Source organism: Methylobacterium sp. A54F (assembly GCF_053346035.1).
Window position 1 is genome coordinate 1 of sequence record NZ_JBKFBF010000025.1, and the last position, 24,190, is coordinate 24,190.

Here is a 24,190-nt window from a genome sequence, read left to right on the forward strand (position 1 = left end):
TCGCAAAGCTCCTTCCGATCCCGCAGCCGAGCCCGGCCTGACTGGCTGGCGACACCCAGCCCTAGGGCGAGGGCTCATCCCGCCCCTCTCCGATCTCGGCCGCCAACGAGTTTTTCAACGAAATCGGCCAGAATCGGCCGCCGCGGGCCGCCCAGATGAACGTCTCAGATGGGTGGATCTCCGCCAGTCCGCTTTCGGGCGACAATGCGTGCAAGCGGACGTTGTCGCCACGCCCGCTCGCGACCCCAAGCCGGGTGACTGTTCACCTGCCGCCCCGATGGTCTTACCAGAAACCCGGGTCAGCCATTGGGACGGGCATGCAGCGCATCACGATCACGATCGACGACGACCTGCTGGCCGCCGTGGACCGCCTCTGCGCCGAACGCGGCTACAGGAGCCGTTCTGAAGCCGTGCGTGATCTTGTTCGCGACTCAGTCGCCCCCACGCAGGCGACGGAAGCTGGAAATGCGCCCTGCTACGGAGCGCTGAGCTACGTCTACAATCATGGCACCCGCGACTTGGCACGCCGCCTGACTGACGGAGGTCATCATCACGGAGTGTCCATCGCCAGCATGCACGTGCATCTGAACAGGGACGACTGCCTGGAGGTGGCAGTGCTGCGCGGGTCTGTCTCTGCCATGCAAAGCTATGCCGACAGCGTCATCACCCAGCGCGGCGTGCGTTACGGCCGCCTGCATCTCATCCCGGAGAGCATTGGTCCTATCGAGCAAACCCACGAACACGGCGACATTAGCGATCGCTGAGGATCAGCGGCCACAGCCGGCGGTGTGAACTTTGCGTATGTTTCTCATACGCAGGGCGTGCAAGGTGCGCGCACCCGCCAAGTTCGGAACGCCGTTGCCCTTCACAAGCCGATCCGATGCCTCCTGCCTTCGCCGGACGCTGCTCAGTACGGCCAGCGTGCTGCTGCTTGGCTGCGGTCCGACATGGGCTGCTCCAGCCGCCGATGCGGTCAGCCTCTCGGAAATCTCTGTGATCGCTGAAGCACCGGTCGCCACCACCACAGCGACGCCGAACGCCAGCGCCGGCTATGTCGGTGGCATCACCGGTATCGGCGGCGGCCTGCGCCCCGTCGATGCCGCTAGCGCCGGCATCATCACGGGGGCGCAGATCAACAGCCGTCCGGTGACCCGCCCCGGCGAGGTGCTGGAGGAGGTGCCCGGCCTCATCGTCACGCAGCACTCGGGCGAGGGCAAAGCCAATCAGTTCTTCCTGCGCGGGTTCAACCTCGACCACGGCACCGACATCGCGATCCACGTTGACGGCATGCCCGTCAACATGCGCACCCACGCTCACGGTCAGGGCTACGCCGACCTGAACTTCCTAATCCCCGAACTCGTCGGAGCGGTAGAGTTCCACAAGGGCCCCTACTTCGTGCGCGACGGCGACTTTGCCTCTGCCGGCTCGGTGCGCATAGACTACCTCGACAAGCTCAACCGCAACATCGCGCTCAACACCATCGGCAGCTTCGGGCTCAAGCGCGCGCTGTCGGCCGCGTCGGTGCCGCTCGGCGACGGCAGCCTGCTGGTGGCGGGTGAGGCGCAGACCTACGACGGACCCTGGGTCGTGCCGGATCGCCTGGCCAAGCTCAACGGCGTCGTCCGCTACAGCCAGGGCACAGCGCTCGACGGCTTCGCCGTGACCGGCATGGCCTACTGGGCGAAGTGGAACGCCACCAACCAGATCCCCGAGCGTGCGGTCGCGGAAGGCATCATCGGCCGCTACGGCACCCTGGACCCGAGCGACGGCGGCAACACCGGCCGCTTCTCGCTCTCGGGGCGCTGGAGCCAATCGGATGCGGGCGGTGTCACCCGGGCCTCGGCCTACCTGATCCGCTACCAGATGAACCTCTGGAACAACTTCACGTATTTCCTGAACGATCCCGTCAACGGCGACCAGTTCCGCCAGCGGGACAGCCGGGTACTCGGCGGGGGCGAGGTCTCCCGCACGTTCCTCGGCGATCTGTTCGGACTGCCCATGGAGAACGAGATCGGGTTCCAGACCCGCACCGACAACATTCGGGTCGGCCTGTTCAACACCACCCAGCGTCAGTACCGCTCGACCGTGCTGGACGACCGGGTGCTCGAGGCGAGCGCGGCCTTCTACTACGAGAACCGGGTGCGCTGGACCGACTGGCTGCGCACCAGCGTCGGCTTCAGGGCAGACGGCTACTACGCCGACGTCCGTTCCGACACGCCGGCCAATTCGGGCCGCGCCCGCGATGGCATCGTCAACCCGAAACTCGGCGCGGTGTTCGGGCCGTGGCTCGATACCGAACTCTACGTGAACTACGGCGGCGGCTTCCACTCGAACGATGCGCGCGGGGTCACGGCCACCATCGACCCGGCCAGCCCGCTGTTCAACGTCCAGCGCTCGCCCTTCCTGGTGCCCTCGACCGGATCGGAGATCGGCATCCGCAATCGCAGCATCACCGGCCTGGAAACCTCGCTGGCGCTGTTCCAGCTCGACTTCGCCTCGGAGAACCTGTTCCAGGGCGATACCGGCACCACCGAGCCGAGTCGGCCGACGCGGCGCTTCGGCATCGAGTGGAGCAACCACTACGCGGTCACGCCCTGGCTGGCGCTCGAAGGCGACCTGACCGTCACCAATGCCCGGTTCGCTGACCGTGATCCGGCCGGCCGTCGCGTACCGGAAGCCCCCACCATCATCGCCTCGGCTGGCATCACCCTCGGAGAGGGCCTTGGCTGGTTCGGGTCCTTGCGCTTCCGCTACTTCGGCCCACGCCCGCTGATCGAGGACAACTCGGTGCGCTCGAAGGCGACCGCGCTGCTGAACGGCCGGATCGGCTACAACTTCGACAACGGGGTCAGCCTGTCCCTGGACATCCTCAACCTGACCAACGCCAAGGCCGACCAGATCACCTACTACTACGTATCCCGCTTGCCGGGTGAGAGCGCGGACGGCGTCGCCGACCGTCACTTCCATCCGGTTGAACCGACTGCCGTGCGGCTCACGCTGGCTGGCCGGTTCTAGCTTCTGATCCCTGGTTCAAGAAGGACGTCCCTATGCGCATCCTTGCTACTTCGCTCGGCCTGTTGGCCGCGGTGTGGATCAGCCCAGCCGCGGCCCATGGCTGCCATCACGGCTGGCAACAGGGGGCCCAGGAGGGCTGGCACAGTCACGGCGTCAAATGCGACACCCGCAAAGGGATGGGGGTGTCGCGTCGTGGCAAACCGCATAGCCGCCGGGCGGCATAGTCGGATCGGCTGCTACGGGTCTTGATCCGGACCTTGCCCGGAAGTTTGAGGAACCGCTGCTGTCCACCCCGGGTGGGAGTTGCCGGGCAGCCGACCAGTGTCTGCTTCTAAAAGCACTGATGTTTGTCCGCATGACTGGCATGGGTCGGTAGGAGCTCGTCCGCCTTTCCGGGTTGCCTCCTCCGAAGCGGTCGTTCCGCTTTCGGCCAGCTCCGGTCGCGTTGGCGGGCACCGCTGAACGGCTGTGTTGGGTGGATTTGCGATGTTCCGCTTCAGAGCGAGAGATGGACAAAGCAGACGCTGACGCTTTGCCACATGATGATGTCGAAGGCGTACTGCGCGTTTTTGCCTCAAGCAGTGCGCAGTCTGCGAAGCCCCATCCGAGCCTAGTTCAAGTCGCTGAACTTTCGCTGGTGGCTCGGGCGTTCGAGACCGCCCGAGCTCCTGCCGCGGCTCACCGCCGGACGACCTTCGCGTGCAGTTGCCGCTTTCCATCATCCGAGGTCATACCAATGCGCCTTCTTACCGCTAGCGCACTTGCTCTTTTCGTCGTGGCAACGCCTGCCCTAGCGCTGGAGGTGGGAGACACGATGCAAGCCTGGGCTGGATCATCACCAAGGGATAAAGACAATTTATTGCGCGGGATGGATGCAGGGAACGGTACACCTGCTTCCCGTAACAGTATACAAACCTGCCTTGACGAAACTTCGAAGGCGGCGGGCCACTCAAATCTACCGATCATAGAGGTAGCAAAAGCTTGCGCAGAGCAAGTTTCTAAAGACAACATATAGTCGCCCAGCAACAGATGCGGTCGCTGTCATCACCCGCATGAGCGCCGGGTGCTCCCCCGTTTGAGGGACGCGAATCGACAAAGCTGCAAGGCAGAAGGGGCGCGACGTTCCTCTCCCGAGCAGCGTCACCCTCACTTCGACGGGCTGGACCGGTGCGGTCTGGCCCGTTTTTGCGAACGAACGCTTCGAGCGATTCCCTCGCCATCTCGCGGGTGCCTGTGGCGTGCGATGGACCTGCAGAGAAAGGGTGGCGGACGCGGCTCGACCCCTGGAGAAGCGGGACGCCCGGTCAGGTCGTGGTGCCGGATCTCAAGATGTCGGTGAGCCCGCGATGGGCTCAGGATTGGTTCGGATCGGCGGCACCGCGAAAAGCAGCGCGACGAGATCCTTCTGCCGGTTCGTACCGGTCTTGGCGAAGAGGCTCTTCAGGTGGGTGCGCACGGTCGACGCGGCGATGCCGTAACGTGCGGCCAAGTCCTGCGTGGTCGCGCCCTCCACGAGGCCGAGGAGCACCCGCAGTTCCGCGCCCGTCAGGCCGAACGTGCGGCCCAGCGTTTCGATGATGTTGGGTGAGGCGCCGTCCTGCACGAACACCGCGACATGCTCGGGATCCGCCGCGATGGCGCCGCGCCGCGAGGACCTCAGCGCGAGCGTCGTGACGATGGCCGTGTCGCCGCCGCCCCGCCGAAGCGTGATGGCGTGGCTTTCGCCCTGCGTGCCCGCGTTCCGAGTCAGACGCAGGCTCCCCGAGGCGGCATCCAGCGCCTCGACCACGCCGTTGCGCTGCACGAGGAGGTCGCCCGCCTCGAGGAGCGCCTTACCGGCTGGGTTCGCATGGGCGAGGCGGCCCGTCCCATCCAAGATGAGGATCGCGGTCGCCAGGGCATCGACCACGTCCCCGAAGCGGCTGCGCTCCAGGCTCTTGTGCTCGATCAGGTCCGCGATGGTGATGGCACGCCGGACATGGGGTGCGAGCAGCGTCATGCATTCCTTGTCCCGTGCCCCGTAGCGCCCGGGGGCAAACCCGCGGGTCACGCCCAGGAAGGCGAGCCGGGCCTGGTTCCGGATCAACGCCGTGAGCATGACATGGCGGAAGCCTTGGGGCGCAGCCCATTCCCGATAGACGCGGCTGCTCAGGAGTTCCGCTTCGTCGACGAGTTCGTCGGAGGTCGTCGGCTCGTCGATCGGGCGCAGCATCATCCCGTGCAGGAACAGGTTCGTGCAGTGGTAGCGCTCGCGGTAGAGGGTTTGGTACGCCTCGGAGATCCCCGCGTAGACGAGCGTGCGCTCGGCCCCCGTCACGAAGTCGATCACGTTTAGGGTCGCGGCAGGACTGTCGACCGCCTCGGCGATCTGCTCCAGCGTGCTCGGCCAGAGCGCAGGATCGATGGCGCAATCGTAGATCGCCTCGATGAGGCGGGACAGTTCGGCCGCGTCCACGTAGGCCCCCAAGGTTTCACGGTCGTTCGGCCGGGCGCCTATGCTTTCGCGCCGCCCGGGATCCGACCCGCACCAGCGAAAACAATCTATCTCCCGCAAACGGGGGAGGACAACCTGTCGTTGCCTTCGTAGCTTTTCCGCGATGCACAAATGTGCGTCATTCGGAGGGCTGATCGATGATTGCGACCCAACTTTCCACGCGCCGACGCAACCTGACCCTGTTTGCAGCCGCGTTTGCCCTGGCCGCCGCCGCCTTCTGGGCGATCATGCTGACCGCGCCGCCGACCAGTCTGGCCTCGGCTACCGCTCAGGCTGGTACGCCTGTCGTCACGATCTGCGACGTTCTGCCGACAGGCGACGTGACGAACTGCTCGCTCCAGAACTGATCGCCCGATAGTTCCTAGTTCCATGCTTGAAGCCATCGCACGCGTGATCGTCTGGCTGGGGCTCGGCGAGATCCTGACGCGGCTCGGTCTCGTGCCTGTGCCTGGGCCCGTGACCGGACTCGTGCTGCTCTACTTGGATCTGCTCTGGCACAAGACGTTGCCCGACGACCTCGGTCGTCTGGCCGACCGGATGCTCGCACTGTTCGGCCTGCTCTTCGTTCCCGCGGGGGTGGGCGTTGTGGCCCACGCGGATGTCCTGCGGGCTGAGTTCGTCCCCATCCTCGCGGCGATCATTGGCGGCACTGTCGTCACCTTGCTGGCGACGATCACCAGCCTCGTGCTGGTCCGCTCGTGGGCTAGGCGTCGAAGGCAGGGAGAGGTCGGCAGGATCGAGGAGGCAGACCTTCGTGCCTGATCCGCATACCTGGGCCACCTTGGCCGAGCAGCCGATCCTGGAGGTCGGTGCCACAGTACTCGCCTTCCTAGCGGGAGTCCGCCTTGCGCGCTGGAGCGGAAATAATCCATTCCTCAACCCGACGTTGATCGCGATCATCCTGGTGGTGATCATGATCAACGTCACGGGGACCTCCTATACTACGTACCTGCGCGGAGCGGGCTTCATCCAGTTCCTGCTCGCGCCGACCGTCGTATTGTTGGCGGTGCCGCTGTATCGGCAAACGGCACTGATCCGCGCCTCGGGTGGTCTGATTGCTGCGGCACTTTTCGTAGGACTGCCGACCGGCGTCCTCAGCGCCGTCGGCATCGCCTGGGCGCTGGGCGCGAGCAAAATCACGCTGCTCTCGCTCGCGCCGAAAAGCGTCACCACCGGCATTGCCGTCGGGATCTCGGAGGCGATTGGCGGTGTCCCTGCCCTCACGGCGGTCCTGGTGATCAGCACGGGTATTGTCGGCGCCATAGCCGGTCCAGCAATCCAGCGCTGGCTACGCGTGGAAGACGACCGCTTCACAGGTCTCGCGATTGGCATCGCGGGTCACGGCATCGGGACGGCGCGAGCCATTCAGATCAGCGAAGTGGCCGGAGCGTTCGCCGGGCTCGGAATGAGCCTGAACGGCCTACTGACTGGTGTCTTCCTGCCCCTCGCGATGAGAGGGCTCTGATGGCTCACGATCACCGCGGCGACTACCATTGCAAGGGCGGCAAACCAGCGCGGCGCCGACTAGTTCGGCCGATGACCATGAGCAGCCGTCGTTCGGGGTTCAGGTCGTAGCCGGTCCCGCCTCTGCGAGGTAAGCCCAGGCGTCCCTTTCCTCGGCGAGTGCGAAGGTCTTGGTCTCGACAGGCTTGATGAGCCCGTTGAGCGCGATCATCGCCCTAGCAAACAGCGGCGCGCCGACCACGACGTACTTCCTGATGTGCTCGACCGAGCGGGACTTCACGTCGTTGGAGTAGTCGTCGTGCTTAGCGTCCGCGTCGGCGCCCTCGTAGTTCGACATGATGAGTAGCATGTCAATCTTGGTGTGCGTCTTCATCGCCGCGTCGGCAATCGAGGACATCCACTCCATATCGGGTTGTGTGATTCTGTTCTTGATTTCGAAGGCGAGAAGGTCGGTGCGGGGCGCATCCCTCTGGACGATCGTTCCGTCTGGTGCCGTGTTCATGAAGCCCTCCCACCCCGCTGGTGAACGGCGGTCCCATTCAACGGCCTGAGTCTTGTGTTTGATCCTCGACAGCCATCGCCCTACTCAAGGGCGTGGCGAGGGTCGAGGTGTGAAAATCTGACAAGCCCACCTTACCCAATTCGAGCAGGCCGAGCTGAGTCCCGACTTTCGCGTCGAACCTCGCGATCGAATCACATCGCGGAGCAGGGGTATTCCTGGATCAAAACGCGCCCCGGCCAATGACCGCTTTTGGGTAGCGCCAATCGCCCTCCACACGGCTGGCATGGGTCGAACGCGGAACATCCGCTTCGTGGCGGCAGATCAGGGTTTGGTGGTCACCGGCAACCGGTCTCCACCGCGCTGAGCAGACAGCGAATCTTCCAGTGAATACACGAACCGCCCAGGTCGAGAGAGGCGAACCATGGTCACCGAGATCCACGTTCAACTCCTGGAACGGGCCGTCATTTCGCTAAACCTCGCCTCGGCGCTTTCCATAGGCGCGTTCATGCGCTGATCAACCTACCCTGCCCTCCGTGGCGAACCGCGCGAGCTTCTCTGAATGCTCGGCGTGCAACCTGCAGCACATCCCGACTACGAGGCTGGCCATACGATCACCGGTGCGCTTCAGCCGTTTGAGCCAAGCTCAGCAGAATCGGACCATGGAGGCCAAACCACTGAATGTGACAAACAGTCTATAGACTGTGCACATCTCTTCCGCTGGTCGCCCCGTCTAGACGCGCGATTACCATCAGCTAGGGCACTCTGGTACCGCAAGGCCACGCTCATCACGTGCCAGAACCTCAGGGACCACTCAATGCCGACCGCGCGCGATGCTCAACGACAGGATTTGCGGCCACCAATGAGGCGCTCCTCACAAGCAATTCGAAAGAAAATATCTGTATGGATCCGGCTCCCTCCGAACCCATCTGCACTTATCTGACTTGTCTTAGCCCTGGTATTCCGGAAAAATTTGCCTCCATAATTATGGTGTGCAGGAATTCCATGGCTGTCCGCCTGTCTCCGTGAATGGGGCCTATCTGGCCCCGCCCGCACTCGGGTCAACGGGGGCTTGGTGTCAACAGGGGCTTGGGGTCACCGGGTGCTCGGATCAACGGGTGCTTGAGACGACGGGCGCCCGGTTGCGCCGCCGACCCCAGCCGGTAGAACGCGCGGGACCCTCCTCGCCCGACGGGAGCCCGACCCCATGCGCACCGAGACCTCCCCGACGATCCGCCTCGAGGATTACCGGCCGAGCGACCACCTGATCGACCGGGTCGATCTCGACGTGCGCCTTGCCCCCCACGCGACGCGGGTCACCGCCACGCTGGCGCTGCGCCCGAACCCGGCGGGCGAGGCGGGCGCGCCCCTGGTGCTCGACGGCGACGGCCTCGTGCTGGCCGGCCTCGGCCTCGACGGGAGCCCGCTGCGGGCCGAGGCCTTCACCGCCACCCCCGACAGGCTGACGATCGCCGAGCCGCCGCAGCGGCCCTTCGCGCTGACGATCGAGACGGAGCTCGACCCCAGCGCCAACACGAAGCTTATGGGCCTCTACCGGTCGAGCGGCGTCTACTGCACGCAGTGCGAGGCGGACGGCTTCCGGCGGATCACCTACTTCCTCGACCGGCCGGACGTGCTCTCGGTCTACACCACCCGGATCGAGGCGGAGCGCGCGGAGGCTCCGGTGCTCCTCGGCAACGGCGACCCGGTCGAGACCGGGGACGTGCCGGGCACGGACCGGCACTTCGCCGTCTGGCACGACCCGCACCCGAAGCCCGCCTACCTGTTCGCCCTGGTCGGCGGCCGGCTCGACCACGTCGCGACCGACTTCACCACCATGGAGGGCCGCGCCGTCCGCGTCGCCGTCTACGTGGAGCCCGGCAAGGGGGAGCGCGCGGGCTACGCGCTGGATGCCGTCGTGCGCTCCATGCGCTGGGACGAGACGGCCTTCGGCCGCCCCTACGACCTCGGGGTGTTCAACGTCGTCGCCGTCTCCGACTTCAACATGGGCGCGATGGAGAACAAGGGCCTCAACATCTTCAACGACAAGTACGTGCTCGCGAGCCCCGAGACCGCGACCGACGCGGACTACGCCAACATCGAGGCGATCATCGCCCACGAGTACTTCCACAACTGGTCGGGCAACCGCGTCACCTGCCGCGACTGGTTCCAGCTCTGCCTGAAGGAGGGCCTCACGGTCTTCCGGGACCAGGAATTCTCCTCCGACATGCGCTCCCGCGCCGTCCATCGCATCGGCGAGGTGCGCAACCTCCGCGCGCGCCAGTTCGCCGAGGACGCGGGGCCCCTCGCCCATCCGGTGCGGCCCCGCGCCTACACGGAGATCAACAACTTCTACACGGCGACCGTCTACGAGAAGGGCGCCGAGATCGTGCGGATGCTGCGCACCCTGATCGGCCCCGCGGCCTTCCGGGCGGGCATGGACCGCTACTTTGCCGAGAACGACGGGCGCGCCGCGACCGTCGAGGACTTCCTCGCCGCCTTCGCGGCCGAGAGCGGGCAGGACCTCTCGGCCTTCGCGCAGTGGTACGCGTGGCCCGGCACCCCGCGGGTCGCGGTCGAGGGCCGCTACGACGCGCAGGCCCGGACCTACGACCTCGCCTTCCGCCAGAGCCCGCCTCCCGGCGCGCCGCCCCTCGTGATGCCGATCGCCCTCGGCCTCGTCGGCCCGGACGGCCCCCTGCCCGGGGCGCGCTGCCCCGCGGTGGTCGAGGGCGTCTTCGTGCTGGATTCGCCGACGCGCACCCTCCGCTTCGAGGCGGTCGATGCGCCCCCGGTCCCGTCCCTGTTCCGGGGCTTCTCGGCGCCGATCCGGCTGGAGAGCGATCTCGGGGACGCGGAGCGCCTGACGCTCCTGCGCCACGACACGGACCCGTTCAACCGCTGGCAGGCCGCGCAGGGCATCGCCATGCGGCTCGTCCTCGCCGGCGCGGGCGCCGACCCGGCGGGCGGAGAGGCCTTCGCGGAGGCGCTCGGCGCCTTCCTGGATGCCGAGGCCCTCGGCGACCCCGCCTTCGCGGCGCTGATGCTCGCCCTCCCGAGCGAGGGCGACGCCGCCACGGAGCGGGGCCGCGACGTCGACCCCGACGCGATCCGCGCCTCCCGCGAAGCCCTGCGGCGCCGGCTCGGGCACGTGCTGGGCCCGCGCCTCGAGGCCTTGCGCGACGCGCTCGCCGACGCGCCCGGCACCCCGTTCTCGCCCGATGCGGCCTCAGCCGGCCGGCGGGCCCTGCGCAACGCCGCCCTCGACCTGATCGCCGTCGCCGACCCGGCGCGCGGCGCGCGCGCGGCCACCGCGCAGTTCGAGGCCGCGACGACCATGACGGACCGGCTCGCGGCGCTCTCGACCCTGGCGCTCATGCCGGGCGAAGCCCGCGAGACGGCGCTGGACACCTTCGGACAGGCCTACGGACACGAGCCGCTCGTGCTGGACAAGTGGTTCGCCATCCAGGCCCTGATTCCCGAGGACGGCACCCTCCAGCGGATCGCGCGCCTGCGCGAACACCCGGCCTTCGCGATGACGAATCCGAATCGGGTCCGGGCGCTCATCGGGAGCTTCGGGCACGGCAACCCGACTCAGTTCGCGCGGGTCGACGGCGCCGGATTCGCCCTCGTCGCCGACACGGTTGGTGCCCTCGATGCAACAAATCCGCAGGTTGCAGCCAAGCTTCTGACGGCCTTCGGCGCGTGGCGGATGCTGGAGCCCGCAAGGTCCTCTGCGGCCGAGGAAATTCTGCGCGGGCTGAGGGGCCGCGAGGGCCTCTCGCGGGACGTCTCGGACATTCTCGGCCGCATGCTGAAATCTTAGTTAACTCACTGTTAACAGATCAAAATTTCGATTTGGACCGCCGGCACGGCGGGTCCCTGCTAAGGCGCCTCCTGTCAAGTCCCGGGCCCACAAAGCCGTGGACAACCGCGGGTCGGGAATGATCATATAGCTGCGATTCGGGGCCGGCGTTCTTGGCGCTCCGGAGCACTCCACGCGAGCGACGAGGTCGACCATGCCGGAGGCGGATTCCGCTTCCCTCTCCGCGCGCGCGGATACGATTCTTGGCATCCACCGGCCGTCGCCCGCCGCGCACGTTCGCTTCGTCCAGGCCGAAGCGTGGCTGCGCTACGCGGTGCCGGCCCTGGTCGCGACGTTCCTGGCCTGCCTGTCGGGCGTCGCCTTCCTGCACCTCCAGACCCAGCGCGACGAGATCCTGACCCATGCCGTCGCCGACGTGGATGCCTTCACGCGCCTCGCCGCAGCGGCGCTCGGGGATCGGCCCGTCGAGGCAGAGGCCGTCGCGCGGCTGAGCGCCCTGATGCCGGACGGCGGACCGCCGGGCCGCCAGGTCCTCCTCGTCACCGGCAACGAGCGGATCCTCGCGGCGCATCCGGCACTGCCGAAGCACGTCGAGACCCTGGCGCAGGTGCTCGGCGAGGCCGAGGCGCTCTCGACGCTGGGGGAACGCGCGGGCGTGATGGTCCTGACGCTCGCGGACGGACGCGAGACCCTCGCCTCCATGCGCCGGATCTCCGGCGGCACCGGCCGGATCGCGGTGCTGCAATCCGTCGAGGCGGCGACCGCGAGCTGGCGTCGCCGGGCCCGCCATCAGGCGATCCTGCTCGGGGCCGCGAGCCTCGTGATCGTGGGCATCGCCCTGGCCTACGCGCTCCAGACCCGCCGGGCACAGGCCGCGGATCGCCTCTGCGAGCAGATTAAGCAGCGCCTCGACACGGCGCTCGGCCGCGGCGGCTGCGGCCTCTGGGACTGGGACATCCCCCGCGGGCGGATCTACTGGTCCGACTCGATGTATGCGCTCCTCGGCTACCGGCGGGAGCGGGAGTTCCTGTCCTTCGGCGACGTCAACGCCCTCGTCCATCCCGACGACGGCGACCTCTACAGCCTGGCCCGGGGGCTCGCGGCGAGCCAGACCACCGTGGACCACGCCTTCCGCATGCGGGGGGCGAACGGCACCTACACCTGGCTGCGCACGCGCGCCGAGATCGTGCCGGACACCGCCGACGGCGGCCGCCACCTCGTCGGCATCGCGGTCGACGTGACCGAGCAGCGCAACCTCCTCGAATCCACCGCCACCGCCGACATGCGCCTGCGCGACGCGGTGGAGGCGATCTCCGAGGCGTTCGTTCTCTGGGACACGAGCAACCGCCTCGTCCTGTGCAATTCAAAGTTCCGTCACCTGCACGCCCTCAGCCCCGAGGATGCCCAGCCCGGCCGCCGCTACGGCGAGATCATGGGGCGGGGGGTGCTGCCGCGGATCCGCCGCGAGATGCCCGACAGCGAGCCTGCCGGCGCCACCGCCCGCACCTTCGAGGCGGAGCTGACGGACGGCCGCTGGCTGCAGATCAGCGAGCGGCGCACCAAGGACGGCGGCTACGTCTCGGTCGGCACCGACATCACCAGCCTGAAGCGGCACCAGGAGCAGCTCGTCGCCTCCGAGCGCGAGCTGATCGAGACCGTGAAGGATCTCAAGCGCTCCCGCCGCACGCTGGAGGTCCAGACCCAGCAGCTCGCCGACCTCGCCGAACGCTACCTCGACCAGAAAGCGGCGGCCGAGTCCGCCAACCAGACGAAATCCGAGTTCCTGGCCAACATGAGCCACGAACTGCGCACGCCGCTGAACGCCATCCTGGGCTTCGCGGAGCTGATGGAGAGCGAGGTCTACGGCGCCCTCGGCTCGCCCCGCTACACCGAGTACTGCCAGGACATCCGCACGAGCGGCCACTACCTGCTCTCGGTCATCGACGACATCCTGAACATGTCCCGCATCGAGGCGCAGCGTGTCCGGCTGGTCCGGAGCGAGTTGCCGGCCCGGCGAGCGGTGGACACCGCCGTCAAGCTCGTCGCGGAAGCCGCACGGGCGAAGTCGATCACGGTGAGCGTCGATCTCAAGGCCGGCCTGGCGCTCCTGGCCGACGAGCGGGCGGTCCACCAGATCCTCAGCAACCTCCTGCAGAACGCCGTGAAGTTCACCCCCACGGGCGGGCGGGTGATCGTACGGGGCCGCCCGGCGGGCGATCACGTCCACCTGTTCATCGAGGACAGCGGCATCGGCATTCCGAAGGCCGCCCTGCCGAAGCTCGGCGAGCCCTTCGCGCAGGTCGAGGCCAACCTGACCCGGAGCCACAAGGGCTCGGGCCTCGGCCTCGCCATCGCGCGCTCGATGGCGGAGATGCACGGCGGACGCCTGCGCATCCGCTCGGAGGAGGGGCTCGGCACCATCGTGCTGGTGCGCCTGCCGGCCCCGACCCGCGAGCGCCTCGAGGTTCTGGCCATGGAGGCCGGCTCGCAGCAGACCCTGGCCGCGCTCCGCGAGGCCTCCGGCGCCTCCGTGCGCCCGAGCCCGCACCAGCCCGCGGTGGTGTGAGCCGAGGCGGTCCGATATCGTCCCGGCCGTCCTACGGGAGGAGATCGGGATGAAGGCCCTAACCCTGCGCCAGCCCTTCGGGCTCGATCGCATCGCGGTCGCGGACCGGCCCGATCCCGGTGATCCGGGACGCGGCGAGATCCGAGTGCGGCTGCACGCCAGCTCCCTCAACTACCACGATTACGCCGTGGCGACGGGCGCCATTCCCACGCAGGACGGACGCATCCCGATGTCCGACGGGGCGGGCGTCGTCGAGGCGGTGGGCGCCGACGTCGCCGAGTTCGCCGCGGGCGACGCGGTGGTGTCCTGCTTCTTCCCGACCTGGCTCGACGGCGCGCCGCCGGTGGCCGACTTCGCGACGACGCCCGGCGACGGCGTCGACGGCTACGCGCGCGAGGCGGTTTGCGTCCCCGCGGCCTGGTTCACGCGCGCCCCGCGAGGCTACAGCCACGCCGAGGCCGCCACCCTCACCACGGCCGGCCTGACCGCGTGGCGCGCGCTCGTGGTCGACGGCCGCATCCAGGCGGGTGCCGACGTGCTCGTGCTCGGCACGGGCGGGGTCTCGATCTTCGCCCTCCAGCTCGCCAGGGCGATGGGTGCCCGGGTGATCGCGACCTCGTCCTCGGACGCGAAGCTCGAACGTCTGCGGGCGCTCGGCGCCGACGCTGTCATCAACTACCGGCGCGAGCCCGAATGGGGCCGGCGCGTCCTCGACCTCACGGGCGGCCGCGGCGTCGACCACGTGATCGAGGTCGGAGGCCCGGGCACCCTGGCGCAGTCGATCACCGCCTGCCGGATCGGCGGACATATCGCCCTCATCGGCATCCTCACCGGCTGGGAGGGCAGCGTGCCGACCGCGGCCCTGATGCTGCGCCACCAGCGCCTCCAGGGCCTCGTAGTCGGCAGCCGCAGGGAGCAGCAGGACATGGTCCGCGCCCTGGATGCGACGGGCCTGCGGCCGGTGATCGACCGGACCTTCCCACTCGACGCCCTGGCGGATGCGTTCCGGCACGAGGAGTCGGGGGCGCATGTCGGCAAGATCTGCGTGGAGATGTGAGGGCCTTGCGGCCGCTGGAATCGGGAGCAGGAAGCGGGACGCGCGGGGTCCGGCCGGCGTCCTAAGGCAGGGGCACGATCTCGTGGAGCCCTGCCATGCCGCCTGTCGTGAACCGTCCCATGACCGTGCCCGAATGGGCCATGCTGACCCTGCTCTCCGGGCTCTGGGGCGGCACCTTTCTCCTCACCCACGTCGCTCTCACGGCGCTGCCGCCCGTCACCCTCGTCGCGCTTCGGGTCGGGCTCGCGACCCTCGTGCTCAATCTGGTGCTGCCGCTCGCCGGCAAGCGCCTGCCGCGTGACCCGGAACGCTGGCGGGCCTTCCTCGGAATGGGCTTCCTCAACAACGCGGTGCCGTTCTGCCTCATCGCCTGGGGGCAGACGCACATCGCCTCTGGCCTCGCTGCCATCCTGAACGCCACGACGCCGCTCGCGACCGTGGTGATCGCCAACCTGCTCACCACGGACGAGCGGATGACCGGCAACCGGCTCGCCGGCGTGCTCGTGGGCCTCCTCGGCGTCACCGTGCTGGTCGGTCCGGCCCTGCTGACAGGGCTCGGCGGCGATAGCTTGGCGCAGATTGCCCTGCTCGGCGCTGCCGTGTCCTACGCCTGCGCGGGCGTGTTCGGCCGCCGCTTCGCGCGCATGGGGGTTGCCCCGCTCGTGGCGGCCACGGGCCAGGTCTCGGCCTCGTCGCTCCTGATCGTGCCCGTTGCCCTCGCGGTGGACCGGCCCTGGCAGTTGCCGATGCCGGGCCTAACGGTCTGCGCCGCGGTGCTCGCCATCGCCGTGCTCTCCACCGCCCTCGCCTTCGGGCTCTACTTCCGCATCCTTGCGACGGCGGGCGCGACGAACCTCCTGCTCGTCACCTTCCTGATTCCCGCCTGGGCGATCGCGCTCGGCGCAGGCGTGCTCGGTGAGCGGTTCGATCTCCGGCAGTGCCTCGGCGTGGCGCTGATCGGCTGCGGCCTCGTCGCCATCGACGGCCGGCTCGGCCGGCGGCTGTGGCGCTCGTCCCCCGCATGGTCGAGGCAGGCCTGCCGATGAAGGCAGCGGCGGTGCAGGGGAGAACCGGCTCTAACCGAGCACAGCCTCGAACGCCGCCCGCACGACCCGGCGTTCGTCCTCGAGCTGCGCGAGCAGCGCCTTCGTGTCCGGCAATCCGGCCGCGACCGCGAGGCGTGCGAGCGCCACGGGGCTCGCCGTCCCGGGATCGTCGCCCTCGACCATCAGGCGCTGCCAGTGGTGGATGTCGTCGAGGAAGCGGTATGCGGCCGCGAGGCGGTCCGCCGTCTCGCGCGGCAGCAAACCGTGTCCGGCGGCCCGATCGAAGACGGCCGACGCGTCCACCGCGGTGTCCGGCAGGATGTCCGGGTGCCGGGCGGCGTGTCCGAGCACGAGGGCCTGCACGAGGAAGTCGAGGTCGAGGAGGCCTCCCGGCGCGAGCTTCAGGTCCAACGGCCCGCCCTCGCCCTTCTCGCTCGCGATGAGGGCTCGCATCTCCCGCACGGTCGCGTTGACGACGGACGGATCCCGCCGACGGCAGAGGACCGAGCGGACCGTCTCGGCGATCTCGGTGGCGAGGCTCGCGTCGCCCGCGATCACCCGGGCCCGCGTCAGCGCCATTTCCTCCCAGGGCTCCGCTTCCTCGGAGAGGTAGCCCTGGAAGCTGCGCATCTGCGTCGCGATCATGCCCTGGCCGCCGCCGGGGCGCAGGCGCAGGTCCACCTCGTAGAGGCCGCCGCGGCGGGTCGGCGCGGTCAGCGCCGCCACGAGGCGCTGGGTCAGCCGGTTGTAGGCGACGGCGGCATCGAGGGGGCGCGGGCCGTCGCTGGTGCGATGCTCGGGGTCGAAGTCGTAGATCACCACGAGGTCGAGGTCGGACTCGGCAGTGAGCTGGCGCGCGCCGAGGCGGCCGAAGCCCAGCACGGCGATGCGCCCGCCCGGCACCGCGCCGTGGTCGGCCGCGAGGGTCTCGGTGACGGCCTCGAGCGCCGTGGCGACCGCCGCCTCGGCGATGCCCGAGAAGGCCGCTCCGGCGCCGGCGGGCGCGAGGATGCCGGAGAGGAGCCGCGCGCCGGTCACGAAGCGGAGCTGGCGAGCGGCGTCGCGGCTCCGATCGAGGAACTCCTCGTGCGCGGCGGGGCGGCCCAGCAGCGCGCGGAACTGCCCGGCCAAGGCCGCCGCATCGGTGGTGGGTTCCACGAAGGCCGGGTCGATTACCGCGTCGAGGACGTGGGGCGAGAACGCCACCGTGTCGGCGAGGCGCGGCGCCGTGCCGAGGAGGTCGGCAAAGAGCAGGCGCAGCCGCTCGTGCGAGCGCAGGATGGTCAGGAGCTCCACCGCCGCAGGCATCCGCCCGAAGGCGTTGTCGAGGGCGAGGAGCGCAGCGTCAGGGTCCGGCGTGCCGGAGAGGGCCTGCATCAGGACGGGCACCAGTTCGGTCAGCACTTCGCGCGCACGCGCGCTGCGCACGGCGGGGCGCCGCCCGAAGTGCCAGCCCCGCACCATCTCGATCGCCTTCGGGGGATCGCGGAAGCCGAGCTGGCTCAAGGTCGCAACGGTGCGGGGATCGTCCTCGGACCCGGTGAAGACGAGATCCCCCACCGCGGCCGTCAGCTCCGGTTCGGCTTCGAACAGCAGCGCGTAATGCGCCTGTACCCGCCGGGCATGTTTCAGGAGCGCCGCCTCGAAGGCGTCGCGATCCGCGTAGCCGGCAAAGCGCGCGAAGCGTTCGAGGTCTCCGGCCTCCGCCGGCAGCCGCTGTGTCTGCTCGTCGGCGACCATCTGAAGGCGGTGCTCGACGCCGCGCAGGAAGGTATAGGCGGCGGCCAGCTCGTCGCGGGCCTGCCCGCCGATCCAGCCCTCCGCGGTGAGCCCGGCCAGCATCTCGACGGTGCGGCGGCCGCGCAGGGCCGGGCGGCGGCCACCGAACACGAGCTGCTGCGTCTGCACGAAGAACTCTACCTCGCGGATGCCCCCCCGCCCGAGCTTGATGTCGTGGCCCGCCACCGCGAGGGTGTCGTGACCGCGGACCGCGTGGATCTGGCGCTTCATCGCGTGAACGTCCGCGATCGAGGCGAAGTCGAAGTACTTTCGCCAGACGAAGGGTGCGAGCCCGGCGAGGAACGCTTCTCCGGCCGCGATGTCGCCCGCTACGGCGCGAGCCTTGATGAAGGCCGCCCGCTCCCAGTTCTGCCCGAGGGATTCGTAGTAGCCGTAGGCCGAGTTGAGGCTCATGGCGGTCGGCGTCGAGCCCGGATCGGGCCGCAAGCGATAATCGACCCGGTGCACGTAGCCGTCGCCGGTACGCTCCTGCAGGAGTCGCGCGAGGCCCTGGGCGAGGCGGCTGAAGAACGGCGTCGGCTCCAGCCCTTCCTTGAGGGGCGCCCGCTCCGGATCGAAGAAGACCACCAGATCGATGTCGCTCGAATAGTTCAGCTCGCCCGCGCCGTGCTTGCCGAGGCCGAGCACCACGAGGCCGCACCCCGCCTGCGGCTCGGCCGGATCGATGGGATGGAAGCGGCCGGCCTCGGTCGCCTGGACCAGGAGCGCGTCGAGGCCCCCGCAGACCGAGGCGTCGGCGAAGTCCGAGAGGGCCCGGCACACCCTGTCGAGGTCCCACACGCCGCCGATGTCCGCCAGCGCCACGAGAAGCGCATGGGCAGCCCGGTTGCGGCGGAGCCGCACGCCGACCACGGCGAGGTCCACCGCCTCGCCCGGCCGTGGCCGCCCGGCAGCGCGCTGATCGGCCACGAGTGCGGCGCTCGACGCTGCCGGATCCCCGTCGAGGAGCTGCGCGAGGCGGTCGGGGTCCCGGAAGGCGAGCCCCCACAGGAAGGGGGAATGGTCGGCAAGGCCGAGGAGGAGGCTTCGGGTCGGTGGATCCCCGGCGATGCCGGGCCGCGCCGCCTCCAGCTCGGCGAGCCGCCCGGCCGCGGCCTCCGGATCGGCGAGGACCGGCGCCGCCGCGAGGCGCGCCCGCAGGCTCTCCCGAACGCTCATGCCCGCTTCCTCCTAGGTCGAACCTTCCGCGAGGGCCGGCAGGGTTAGCACGACGGCGAGGCCCGGGGCATTGTCTTCGAGGGTGAGGGAGCCCTGGTGGAGGCGCACCACGGCGTTGACGAGGCTGAGGCCCAGGCCGAAGCCGGGCCGCGAGCGCGCCGCCTCCAGCCGCACGAAGCGGTCGAGCACCCGCTCGCGCTCGCCTTCGGGAATGCCGGGGCCCTGGTCGGCCACCCGCAGCACGATCGCCCCCCCGGCCTGCCGGGCGGAGAGCGCGATGCGGCCCCCGGGGCGATCCCCCGTCGCTCCGTACTTGATGGCGTTGTCGATGAGGTTCGCGAGCGCCTGCCCGATCAGCTCGCGATTGCCGTACAGCGTCAGCCCGTCCGCGACGGCGAGATCCAGGTGCAGGCCGCGCTCCTCGGCCAGGGCCTCGTAGAGTTCGGCGACGCCGCCCACGGCACGGGTGAGGTCGAAGGGCGCCATGATCTCGCGGGCGTTGCCCGCTTCGAGCCGCGCGATCATCAGGAGCGCATCGAAGACCCGGATCAGCCCGTCGCTCTCCTCGATCACGCCGTCGATCGCGAGGCGCAGGGCCTCGGGCGAGTCGGCCGTGCGCAGCGCCTCGTCGGCTCGGTTGCGCAGGCGCGTGAGCGGCGTCTTCAGGTCGTGGGCGATGTTGTCCGACACCTCGCGCATGCCGCGCATCAGCTCACCGATGCGCTCCAGCATGGCGTTGAGGTTCCGGGCGAGACGGTCGAGCTCGTCCCCGTTGCCGGCGACCGCCAGGCGGCCGTCGAGGTCGCCCGCCATGATGCGTCGCGTCATCTCCGTCATGGCGTCGACCCGCCGCAGCACCCGGCCGGCCACGAAGGCGCCCCCCGCGACGCCGAGCACCACGACCAGGACGAGGGAGGCCCCGAAGGTCCGGCTGATCACCCCGCGCAACCGGTCCCGCTCCTCGGTGTCGCGTCCGACGAGGAGGCGGAAGCCCCCTGGCAGGGTGAAGATGCGCATGATGGCGCGATGGCCGAGCCCCTCCTCGTGGTTGCCGCGGCTGTAGGACGACTCGACCTGCCCCGGCGAGGCAAGGATGCGCGCGGGCACCTCGCCGACATTGCCGACGACGTGCTCGCCGGCCGCCGTGGTCACGAGGTAGAGGGAGGCGCCCGGCTCGCGGGAGCGGCGCTCGACGACGCTGATCAGGCGCCGAAGGCCCCCGGCATTGTACTGCTCCGACAGCCCGTTGATTTCGGCGTCGATGGTGGAGAGGATCTGGTCGTCGAGAACGCGCCGGGCGCTCCAGGCGACGTAGCCGAGGGCGAAGACCGCGAGGGCCGCGAACACCACGAGGTAGGCGATCGAGAGCTTGAACGCCGTGGTGCGGAAGAGCTTCTGCAGGCGCGCGAGCGGGCCCTCGACCGCCTGCGTCACGACGGGCCGAACGCCGCGCCGCGCGCATCCTCGACCCGCACCATGTAGCCGGCGCCCCGGATGGTGTGGATGATCGGGTGCTCGAAGCCCCGATCGACCTTGGAGCGCAGGCGCGAGACGTGGACGTCGATGACGTTGGTCTGCGGGTCGAAATGGTAGTCCCAGACGTGCTCCAGCAGCATCGTGCGGGTCACCACCTGCCCGGCATGGCGCATCAGGTACTCGAGCAGGCGGAACTCGCGAGGCTGCAGCACGATCTCGCGGCCCTCCCGGGTCACCCGGTGCGAGAGCCGGTCGAGTTCCAGCGCCCCGACGCGGTAGGTGGTGGCCTCCGCCGCCCCCGGCGCGGCCCGGCGGCGCGCCAGCACCTCAGCCCGGGCGAGCAGCTCGGAGAAGGCGTAGGGCTTCGGCAGGTAGTCGTCGCCCCCGGCCCGCAGACCCTTCACGCGGTCGTCGACCTGGCCGAGCGCGGAGAGGATGAGCACCGGTGTCGCCACCGCCTGCTCGCGCAGGGACCGGATCAGCGAGAGGCCGTCGAGCTTCGGCAGCATGCGATCGACGATCAGCACGTCGTAGTCGCCCTCGCGGGCGAGCGCGTAGCCGTCCAGCCCATCGCCGGCGCTGTCGGCGACGTGGCCCGCCTCGCGAAAGGCCTTGACCAGGTAGGCGACGGCTTCGCGATCGTCCTCGATGATCAGGAGACGCATGACACCGGTTCCACGTCTCCGATCCATAGGGCCGCGGGCCGTGCGCGGAAAGGGCATGGCGCGCCGGCTGGGATCCATGATCCGCCAGATGATCGACCAGGGAGCCTTACCTCAGCCTCGCGGCAGGATGAACGATCCGTAAGTTCGTTCAGGCACCCGGCCGCCGTGCGTAGACCTCGGCGGCCGCATCCGCATGGACCCGTGCCCAGCCCGCGCCACGGCTCAGGTGACGGGCATCGTCCGATCCGGTGCGCACGAGGGCCCAGGTCACGCCGGATCGATCGAGGAGATCGAGGAAGGACCCGTCGTCCTGCGCGGCGAGAGCTTCCATCAGCGTGCGCGTGAAGCCGCCGAGGAAGAGTTGGTCGGTCCGCCCGTCGATGAAGGTCCTCACACCCGCTCCGATCAGGAAGCCGCCGAAATCGTAGTGGTTGTAGACGGGCCCCGCCGTCAGGCCGCGCGCCCGGGCCGCGTCCAGGGCGGCGACCGGCGTCACGTCCGGGTCGGGTGCGACGGGACGGATCAGGGCGACGGCGCAGACGAGGCCGAGGCCCAGGGGCGCGAGTCCTCCGAGTCGCGCCTCGATCGGGGCCTGGGCCGGCGCTTGGGGAGGCCTCCCGGCAGCGAGGGCCGGCCACAGGCGCGCCAGCGGTGCCGCGACGAGGACCGGTGCGATCAAGGCGTAGAGATCGAGGAAGCGCGCGTGCCTGATCGCCATGGTGGCGAGGAGCGCGAGGAGCAGCACCCGCCACAGGTGACGTCCCGGCTCGCGCAGCACCAGCAGGGCCGGTAGCGCCAGCATCACTACGCGCGTGCCCGCGCCCGCCGCATCGAGGGGCAGGGGCTGCCACTCGGTGATGAAGGGCAGCGGCTCGCCGGTGCCGAACAGGCTGGCGGTGATCCATATCGCGTGGGCGCCGTAGGGCGTCAGGCAGGCGGCGAACGGGCAGCCGGCGAGGAAGACGCCCCAGCGCAGGAGCATCGCCCGGCGTTGCCCGCTCGCGGCGCCTGCGACGGCCTCCGCGGCCATGAGGCCCGCGACCGGGAAGGCGATGGTGAAGCCGGCATGGAGGTTCGCCCAGAGCGCGAGCACGACGAGGAGCGCCCAGGGCGGGCCCGCCCGACGCTCCACGGCGTCGACGAGGCCGCAGGTCCACAGGACCACGAGCGGAAACGTGAGCAGGTGCGGCCGGGCCAGGAGGTGGGGCGCGGTGGCGAGGGCCGCGACCAGGGTGATGCCGAGCGCGGCGCTCCAGATCAGGCGTCGCGCGAGCCAGGCGTGCAGCAGCGCGAAGGCCCCCGCCGCGGAGACGCCGGCGAGGAGGACCACGCCCGGCCAGCCGAGGAAACGGTGGGCGATCGACAGCAGGAGCTGCGAGAGCCACTCCTTCGCGATCCAGGGGGCGCCCGCGAAGGTGTGCGAGAACGGGTCGGTCCAGGGCAGCGCGCGGTCGGCCAGGATGCGATCGCCCACGGCGACGTGCCACTGGGTATCGGGGTCGTTGAGCAGGGCCGCCCCTTGCAGGGTGAGGAACGCGAGGATGCCGAGGAAGAGGGCGACGCTCGCGCCGGGACGCGACCGCCGGTCCGGCATGGAGCGAGGCAGGGCAGCGGTCTCGGCCATGCGAGGATCTCGGCGGGAGGACCCACACCGTGCCGGGCAGCGCTGAAGATCGGCTTAAGCCCTCCGTCGCGGCCGGAAACCATCGTGCGTCCCGCCGTGTTGCGGCTAAGGTCCTTCAGTCGAGGAGCGATGGTGGCCGAGCACACGACATCCACAGCAGGGAAGGTGTTTCTCGCCCGGCGCCGCGCCAGCCCGGTCATCCTCAGGCACCTGCGACCGGCCCTCAAGGCGCTCTCGGCACCCCATCCGGGCCTGTGGGCCCTCGTCGCGCTCCTGATCGCCGCGGATCTCGCCTGGCTGTCGCTCGCGCGGATCACCGTGGCGCCGCTCGGGCTCGCGGTCCTGACTGGAACGGTGAGCCTCCTCCTCGGGGCTTCGCTGTTCTGGTCGCTGGTGAAGCCGGAACCGATCCTGCGGGCGATGGCCCTTTCGAGCGCCTTCCTGCTCGCCTTCACGGGAGCGGTCGGCGTGCTGCACGAGCTTGCCGCGACGCTCGCACTTCCGCTCGCCGACCCATCCCTGGCGCGGATCGAGGCTGCCCTCGGATTCGACTGGGTCGGCTATCTCGGCTGGCTCGAGGATCACCCGCACCTCGGTTGGATCCTGGCGCTCGCGTACCATTCGAGCGGGCCGCAGATCGGGGTGGTGGTGATCGCGCTCAGTGCGACGCGGCGCTTCGCCCGGCTCTGGGCCTACCTGCAGTTGTTTGCCGTGCTGCTCACCGTGGTGGTTGCCATTGCGGCGCTGGTGCCGGCAGTCGGTCCCTACGCGTATTATCGGCCTGGCGCCCTGCCCCCAGAGGGGATCGAGACGGTGGGGGCGCTCTGGCACCTCGACGCGCTGGCGCGACTTCGGAACGGGACGATGCCGGTTATCGCACTCAGCGAGATGCGCGGCCTCGTGACCTTCCCGTCGTTCCACGTCTGCCTGGCCATCATCACGGCCTGGGCGCTCGCGCCGATCCCGCTGCTCGGGCCGGTCGCGATCGCGCTGAACCTGACGGTGGCCATCGCGACGTTGAGTGCGGGCGGCCACTACCTGCCCGACCTGATCGCGGGCGCCCTGCTCGCACTCGGCGCGCTCGCATCGAGGTGGCGCAACGCGCCGAGCCTTGAACGCGAAAAGGCCGCCCGGTGAGGGGCGGCCTTTTGCGGTAGTGGATCGTGTCGAGGGGATGCTGGATTGCGCTGTGCGGGCCTGGCGGCGACCGACTCTCCCGTGCCTTGAGACACAGTACCATGGGCGCTGGTGCGTTTAACGGCCGAGTTCGAGATGGGATCGGGTTTGGGGCACACCGCTCAGGCCACCAGGCCGGCGCAGCGCAATCGTAGCGTTCGGCAAGCTCAGGTCTTGTCTGTGTTCGTGTGTGCTTGTGCGGACATGGATCACGAGAGCGATCAAGCCGATCGGGCGATTAGTACCGGTCAGCTCAACGCGTCACCGCGCTTGCACATCCGGCCTATCGACGTGGTCGTCTTCCACGGCCCTCAAGGGAGTTCT

At 69.4% G+C, this 24,190-nt stretch carries 16 protein-coding genes and 2 rRNA genes; 10 read left to right on the forward strand and 8 right to left on the reverse strand.

The window, feature by feature from the left end:
* The first annotated feature begins 317 nt into the window (after nucleotides 1-317).
* Together nikR and ACLBXP_RS24645 are read left to right on the forward strand one after the other, a co-directional pair.
* On the forward strand, nucleotides 318-764 hold the full coding sequence (gene nikR / locus ACLBXP_RS24640; protein WP_447670473.1) for a nickel-responsive transcriptional regulator NikR: 447 nt from the start codon (nucleotides 318-320) through the stop codon (nucleotides 762-764).
* Between the two features lie 232 nt (nucleotides 765-996).
* On the forward strand, nucleotides 997-3,015 hold the full coding sequence (locus tag ACLBXP_RS24645; protein ID WP_447670488.1) for a TonB-dependent receptor: 2,019 nt from the start codon (nucleotides 997-999) through the stop codon (nucleotides 3,013-3,015).
* A gap of 1,324 nt (nucleotides 3,016-4,339) precedes the next feature.
* On the opposite strand, the gene ACLBXP_RS24650 is transcribed toward ACLBXP_RS24645, so the two are convergent.
* The gene (locus ACLBXP_RS24650; RefSeq protein WP_447670474.1) at nucleotides 4,340-5,482 is read right to left on the reverse strand and encodes a helix-turn-helix transcriptional regulator; all 1,143 of its coding nucleotides are present in this window, start codon (nucleotides 5,480-5,482) and stop codon (nucleotides 4,340-4,342) included.
* 164 nt (nucleotides 5,483-5,646) lie between these two features.
* On the opposite strand from ACLBXP_RS24650, the gene ACLBXP_RS24655 reads away from it, so the two are divergent.
* The 3 genes from ACLBXP_RS24655 to ACLBXP_RS24665 are packed head-to-tail and all read left to right on the forward strand — an operon-like array spanning nucleotide 5,647 to nucleotide 6,974.
* Nucleotides 5,647-5,856: a hypothetical protein gene (locus ACLBXP_RS24655; protein WP_447670475.1), complete on the forward strand. Its 210-nt coding sequence runs from the start codon at nucleotides 5,647-5,649 to the stop codon at nucleotides 5,854-5,856.
* A 22-nt stretch (nucleotides 5,857-5,878) separates the two neighbouring features.
* Nucleotides 5,879-6,271: a CidA/LrgA family protein gene (locus ACLBXP_RS24660; RefSeq protein WP_447670476.1), complete on the forward strand. Its 393-nt coding sequence runs from the start codon at nucleotides 5,879-5,881 to the stop codon at nucleotides 6,269-6,271.
* Nucleotides 6,264-6,974: an LrgB family protein gene (locus ACLBXP_RS24665; protein ID WP_447670477.1), complete on the forward strand. Its 711-nt coding sequence runs from the start codon at nucleotides 6,264-6,266 to the stop codon at nucleotides 6,972-6,974. Before ACLBXP_RS24660 ends, ACLBXP_RS24665 begins: the two co-directional genes overlap by 8 nt.
* A 99-nt stretch (nucleotides 6,975-7,073) precedes the next feature.
* Here the strand turns inward: ACLBXP_RS24665 and ACLBXP_RS24670 are convergent, their stop codons facing one another.
* Nucleotides 7,074-7,475 (reverse strand): STAS/SEC14 domain-containing protein, encoded by a 402-nt coding sequence (locus ACLBXP_RS24670; RefSeq protein ID WP_447670478.1) that lies wholly within the window; start codon nucleotides 7,473-7,475, stop codon nucleotides 7,074-7,076.
* Nucleotides 7,476-8,679: 1,204 nt separating this feature from the next.
* Here ACLBXP_RS24670 and pepN point away from each other — a divergent pair.
* From pepN to ACLBXP_RS24690, 4 genes are all read left to right on the forward strand, one after another.
* On the forward strand, nucleotides 8,680-11,298 hold the full coding sequence (pepN, locus tag ACLBXP_RS24675) for an aminopeptidase N (RefSeq protein ID WP_447670479.1): 2,619 nt from the start codon (nucleotides 8,680-8,682) through the stop codon (nucleotides 11,296-11,298).
* Between the two features lie 193 nt (nucleotides 11,299-11,491).
* Nucleotides 11,492-13,864 carry a PAS domain-containing sensor histidine kinase gene (locus tag ACLBXP_RS24680; RefSeq protein ID WP_447670480.1) on the forward strand — a complete coding sequence of 791 codons (2,373 nt, stop codon included), beginning with the start codon at nucleotides 11,492-11,494 and terminating at the stop codon, nucleotides 13,862-13,864.
* A gap of 49 nt (nucleotides 13,865-13,913) precedes the next feature.
* Entirely contained in the window at nucleotides 13,914-14,921 is a 1,008-nt protein-coding gene (locus ACLBXP_RS24685; RefSeq protein ID WP_447670481.1) for a zinc-dependent alcohol dehydrogenase family protein, read from the forward strand.
* Nucleotides 14,922-15,016: 95 nt separating this feature from the next.
* A complete protein-coding gene (locus ACLBXP_RS24690; protein ID WP_447670482.1) occupies nucleotides 15,017-15,967 on the forward strand; it encodes a DMT family transporter in 951 nt (316 codons plus the stop codon).
* A gap of 30 nt (nucleotides 15,968-15,997) precedes the next feature.
* Here ACLBXP_RS24690 and ACLBXP_RS24695 read toward each other — a convergent pair whose 3' ends face one another.
* The 4 genes from ACLBXP_RS24695 to ACLBXP_RS24710 all read right to left on the reverse strand — a co-directional run bounded on the left by ACLBXP_RS24695 (nucleotide 15,998) and on the right by ACLBXP_RS24710 (nucleotide 22,690).
* Entirely contained in the window at nucleotides 15,998-18,925 is a 2,928-nt protein-coding gene (locus ACLBXP_RS24695) for a bifunctional [glutamine synthetase] adenylyltransferase/[glutamine synthetase]-adenylyl-L-tyrosine phosphorylase (protein WP_447670483.1), read from the reverse strand.
* A gap of 12 nt (nucleotides 18,926-18,937) precedes the next feature.
* A complete protein-coding gene (locus ACLBXP_RS24700) occupies nucleotides 18,938-20,359 on the reverse strand; it encodes a HAMP domain-containing sensor histidine kinase (RefSeq protein WP_447670484.1) in 1,422 nt (473 codons plus the stop codon).
* Nucleotides 20,356-21,066, reverse strand: a complete 711-nt coding sequence (locus tag ACLBXP_RS24705; protein ID WP_447670485.1) for a winged helix-turn-helix domain-containing protein — start codon at nucleotides 21,064-21,066, stop codon at nucleotides 20,356-20,358. Before ACLBXP_RS24705 ends, ACLBXP_RS24700 begins: the two co-directional genes overlap by 4 nt.
* Nucleotides 21,067-21,214: 148 nt before the next feature.
* A complete protein-coding gene (locus tag ACLBXP_RS24710; RefSeq protein WP_447670486.1) occupies nucleotides 21,215-22,690 on the reverse strand; it encodes a hypothetical protein in 1,476 nt (491 codons plus the stop codon).
* Nucleotides 22,691-22,774: 84 nt separating this feature from the next.
* On the opposite strand from ACLBXP_RS24710, the gene ACLBXP_RS24715 reads away from it, so the two are divergent.
* A complete protein-coding gene (locus tag ACLBXP_RS24715) occupies nucleotides 22,775-23,827 on the forward strand; it encodes a phosphatase PAP2 family protein (RefSeq protein ID WP_447670487.1) in 1,053 nt (350 codons plus the stop codon).
* Between the two features lie 58 nt (nucleotides 23,828-23,885).
* Here ACLBXP_RS24715 and rrf read toward each other — a convergent pair.
* Nucleotides 23,886-24,001, reverse strand: a 5S ribosomal RNA gene (gene rrf, locus ACLBXP_RS24720).
* Between the two features lie 82 nt (nucleotides 24,002-24,083).
* Nucleotides 24,084-24,190, reverse strand: a 23S ribosomal RNA gene (locus ACLBXP_RS24725); the annotation flags it as partial.

What these genes read in the sequence shown, in the direction of transcription:
- nikR (WP_447670473.1), top strand. Translation starts at nt 318, where the DNA reads ATGCAGCGCATCACGATCACGATCGACGACGACCTGCTGGCCGCCGTG.
- ACLBXP_RS24655 (WP_447670475.1), top strand. Translation starts at nt 5,647, where the DNA reads ATGATTGCGACCCAACTTTCCACGCGCCGACGCAACCTGACCCTGTTT.
- ACLBXP_RS24660 (WP_447670476.1), top strand. Translation starts at nt 5,879, where the DNA reads ATGCTTGAAGCCATCGCACGCGTGATCGTCTGGCTGGGGCTCGGCGAG.
- ACLBXP_RS24670 (WP_447670478.1), bottom strand. Translation starts at nt 7,475, where the DNA reads ATGAACACGGCACCAGACGGAACGATCGTCCAGAGGGATGCGCCCCGC.
- pepN (WP_447670479.1), top strand. Translation starts at nt 8,680, where the DNA reads ATGCGCACCGAGACCTCCCCGACGATCCGCCTCGAGGATTACCGGCCG.
- ACLBXP_RS24680 (WP_447670480.1), top strand. Translation starts at nt 11,492, where the DNA reads ATGCCGGAGGCGGATTCCGCTTCCCTCTCCGCGCGCGCGGATACGATT.
- ACLBXP_RS24685 (WP_447670481.1), top strand. Translation starts at nt 13,914, where the DNA reads ATGAAGGCCCTAACCCTGCGCCAGCCCTTCGGGCTCGATCGCATCGCG.
- ACLBXP_RS24690 (WP_447670482.1), top strand. Translation starts at nt 15,017, where the DNA reads ATGCCGCCTGTCGTGAACCGTCCCATGACCGTGCCCGAATGGGCCATG.
- ACLBXP_RS24695 (WP_447670483.1), bottom strand. Translation starts at nt 18,925, where the DNA reads ATGAGCGTTCGGGAGAGCCTGCGGGCGCGCCTCGCGGCGGCGCCGGTC.
- ACLBXP_RS24705 (WP_447670485.1), bottom strand. Translation starts at nt 21,066, where the DNA reads ATGCGTCTCCTGATCATCGAGGACGATCGCGAAGCCGTCGCCTACCTG.
- ACLBXP_RS24710 (WP_447670486.1), bottom strand. Translation starts at nt 22,690, where the DNA reads ATGGCCGAGACCGCTGCCCTGCCTCGCTCCATGCCGGACCGGCGGTCG.